The sequence below is a fragment of the Synechococcus sp. R55.7 genome, from assembly GCF_047461955.1.
Classification (GTDB): Bacteria; Cyanobacteriota; Cyanobacteriia; order Thermostichales; family Thermostichaceae; genus Thermostichus.
The window spans coordinates 3,179-6,017 of sequence record NZ_JANSIC010000001.1; the positions used below are offsets into that span (position 1 = coordinate 3,179).

Sequence of the window (2,839 nt, forward strand, 5' to 3'; positions counted from 1 at the left end):
CTGCCCTTGCCTTGGCTACTGGCTGGTGGGCTGAACCCGGACAATGTTCTGCAGGCGCTCAGCCACCTGCAGCCAAGCGGCATCGACCTCTCCAGTGGTGTGGAACGTCGGCCAGGCGATAAAGACATCGACAAAGTCCGGCACCTGCTGCAGCAGCTTGGCTCCCAAGGGTGGGAGATTGCTCCTACTCTGCCGCCGATAACGCCAAGCGCAACGGGATGATCATTTGGCTGGGTTCCTACTGCAGCGACTGAATATCCAACCCCGGCTCGAACATCAGCTCTTTCACTTCCCCAAATCGGCCCATCACTCCAAGCTCCCGGTCGTTAAAGGTCACCAACACACCGCCCGCATTGCCGGTACGCAACACGATTGACTGCTCCGCTTCCCAATTCAACTCGGCCCCTGGCTGTAAGGTGGCCTCAAAAACCGTTTGCCCATCGGCGATGACCCGCAACCAGGAAGGGCGCTCCACAACGCGAATATCCAGACGCACCGGCTTGCGCCCCGCCCCCCCTGAGTGAGCTTCCAAGACCTCGGGGAAGACGCCCTGAATGCGCGTCCATTGGTCGAGGGTGGGAAACAGTTGGCGGGCCGTGGGCTGAGCTGCCGACAGAGTGGGATCCGGGGAGTTGGCAGCAGGCGGTTGCTGGCCGGATCCCTCCCGACTGACCGTTGACAGGCTCACCAGCCAACGCCCAAAGGGATTGCCTGTGCCTTCCAAAAGAGCCGACAATCCCCCCACCGTCAGCACAATCAGCACCACATAAGCGGCCCAAAGGTGGAGAGGGCGCAGGGCAAAGGCAGGTTGCTGGCCGACAACAGCAAGAGGAGCTGGCGCGCGGGGGGTTTTGGCCGATAAAAGCGGAGAGGCACGCCGAGAGAGGGTTTCGCCATCCAACCCCAAATAGTCGGCATAGCGCTTGAGAAACCCTTGCACATACACCGGCTCCGGTAACCGGCTCAAGTCAGCTTCCTCCAGCGCCTGCAGATATTGGCAGCGAATGAAGGTATCGTTAGCTACTTCTGTCAACGTCAGTCCCCGTGCCTCCCGTGTTTGCCGCAACAGGGATCCCAGGGCTTCTAAAGAGTGTGCTGGCTCTTGCATCATTTGGCCACCTGCGGAAGAAAGGAGGCTACTGTGAGAGTTTGCACTCAGTTAGAGGCTCTGACGAGCTAATCGCGTGAGCGGGCCGGAGGCCTTAGAGGGCGCTTCCCGAGCGAGGATGAGCTGCTGTGCCCGGTGAGAGGGGCCAGCAAAGCTTGGAGCTCATGGGGATCCAACTGGCGGAACTGGCCTGCTTTCAGGTTGCCCAAGCCCAGTGGGCCAATGGCCTCCCGATGTAAGCTGAGCACCGGATGCCCAAGACGCTCCGCCACCCGCCGAATTTGCCGGTTGCGTCCCTCAAACAACACCACCCTCAGCCAGGAGCAATTGGGATGCTCCCTTTGCCGGAAATCCGGGGCAGGACAAAACTCCACCTCCGCCGGCAGAGTGGTGTACCCCTCTAAGTCTACTCCGTCTCGCCAATGTTGCAGAGTGGCCTGACTCGGATGCCCTTGTACCTGTACCCGGTAGGTTTTGGGCAGATGATAGCGCGGATGGGTCAGCTTCAAGGTCAAGTCGCCATCATTGGTGAGCAGCAAAGCGCCACTGCTGTCCGCATCCAGCCGGCCCACCGGGTAGAGGCGGGTTTGCCGTTTCCAAGATGGGGGGAGCAGATCCAGCACCGTCTTGCGTCCCCAAGGATCTGCACAGGTTGACAAAACCCCCACTGGCTTGTGCAGGAGCAAAACATAGCGCGCCGGATCCTTGGCCAAAGGGATCACTTGCCCATTCACCTCGATGCAATCCCGCTCTGGGTCGGCTTTGGAGCCCAGCTCAGTGACCACCTTCCCATTGACCCGAACGCGCCCGGCCAGGATCCAGGCTTCCACCTGGCGACGCGAGGCCAATCCCTGCTGAGCCAAGAGCTTCTGTAGCCGTTGGGGTTCTGCCATGGGGATTTGAACAGCAAAAGCAGCAACCGAAGCTGGGGGTGCTAGGCGGCAGAGCCTGGGGCCTCCGGCCCGCTTACGTGAACGGGGTTGGAGAGCCGGTCGGACAAATCAGCAGAATTGGAGGGCAACAGCAGCATCTCCGACTGAGACTCTGAGTTTCCTCCTAGAGAATAGCTGAGGCCACAGTCGAACTCTTCTGCCAGCCGACAGACTTCCTTGAGATCTCCCACCGACCAAATGCTCCAACTGCTGCGAATTTGGTTATCCACCCACACTTCCACGCGATTGCCTTCGATGTGCATGATGCGCTTGGGCTTGGCTTCTGAAGGGCAACCTGCAGGCTCGGCCAAGGCCTCCGGCCCGCTTACGCGAAGGGAAGATTTTTGCCTCAAGGCCCCCAGAGCCGCCATGAGCTGCGGCAGAGCCAGCAAAAGGTGCTGAGTGGCCTGTTGGGGTTGCCCTTTCAAGCAGGAAACCAAAGCTTCGGTAACACTCTGGTTTAGGGCCTGCAGAGCTTGGAGTGGAGTAGCACCCCCTAGAGAGGGATCCGGTTGCAGTGGGCTTTGAACATCCATGAAAAGGCAGGAAAGGCATGGACAGCAACCTTACAGCCCTTTCGCAGGTTGACCACAACAACGCCGCTGCCCTTTGGAGCAGAGCGCTCTGGTTTGCGCAAGTGTGCCGCAGACATGGAGTCCTGTACGGATAGACGATCGGGGGAAGGGCTGTATAGCTCCCTTAAGCCTAACAAATCCAAAAACTTCAGGGCCCGCTTACGCGACACGAACGGTAAAAAATCTTTCTTTCATGTTGTCCGCATTGCTGCAAAGCAAAGGCC

Annotated in this window: 4 protein-coding genes and 2 pseudogenes; 2 read left to right on the forward strand and 4 right to left on the reverse strand. The window is 59.3% G+C overall.

Features of this window, described 5'->3' with window-relative positions:
• Positions 1 to 222: pseudogene (locus NW820_RS00025) on the forward strand (N-(5'-phosphoribosyl)anthranilate isomerase); the annotation flags it as partial.
• 16 nt (positions 223 to 238) lie between these two features.
• Here the strand turns inward: NW820_RS00025 and NW820_RS00030 are convergent.
• The 4 genes and pseudogenes from NW820_RS00030 to NW820_RS00045 all read right to left on the reverse strand — a co-directional run bounded on the left by NW820_RS00030 (position 239) and on the right by NW820_RS00045 (position 2,468).
• Positions 239 to 766 (reverse strand): DUF4115 domain-containing protein, encoded by a 528-nt coding sequence (locus NW820_RS00030; RefSeq protein WP_414406348.1) that lies wholly within the window; start codon positions 764 to 766, stop codon positions 239 to 241.
• Positions 767 to 898: 132 nt separating this feature from the next.
• Positions 899 to 1,111, reverse strand: a pseudogene (locus NW820_RS00035) (helix-turn-helix domain-containing protein); the annotation flags it as partial.
• A gap of 65 nt (positions 1,112 to 1,176) precedes the next feature.
• Positions 1,177 to 2,001, reverse strand: coding sequence for a pseudouridine synthase (locus NW820_RS00040; protein WP_011431867.1), 825 nt, complete (start codon positions 1,999 to 2,001; stop codon positions 1,177 to 1,179).
• Positions 2,002 to 2,042: 41 nt separating this feature from the next.
• Positions 2,043 to 2,468, reverse strand: a complete 426-nt coding sequence (locus NW820_RS00045; RefSeq protein WP_414406332.1) for a hypothetical protein — start codon at positions 2,466 to 2,468, stop codon at positions 2,043 to 2,045.
• Positions 2,469 to 2,552: 84 nt separating this feature from the next.
• Here NW820_RS00045 and NW820_RS00050 point away from each other — a divergent pair.
• Positions 2,553 to 2,839, forward strand: a 287-nt coding sequence (locus NW820_RS00050) for a hypothetical protein (RefSeq protein WP_414406333.1), incomplete at its 3' end; no start/stop codon positions are given.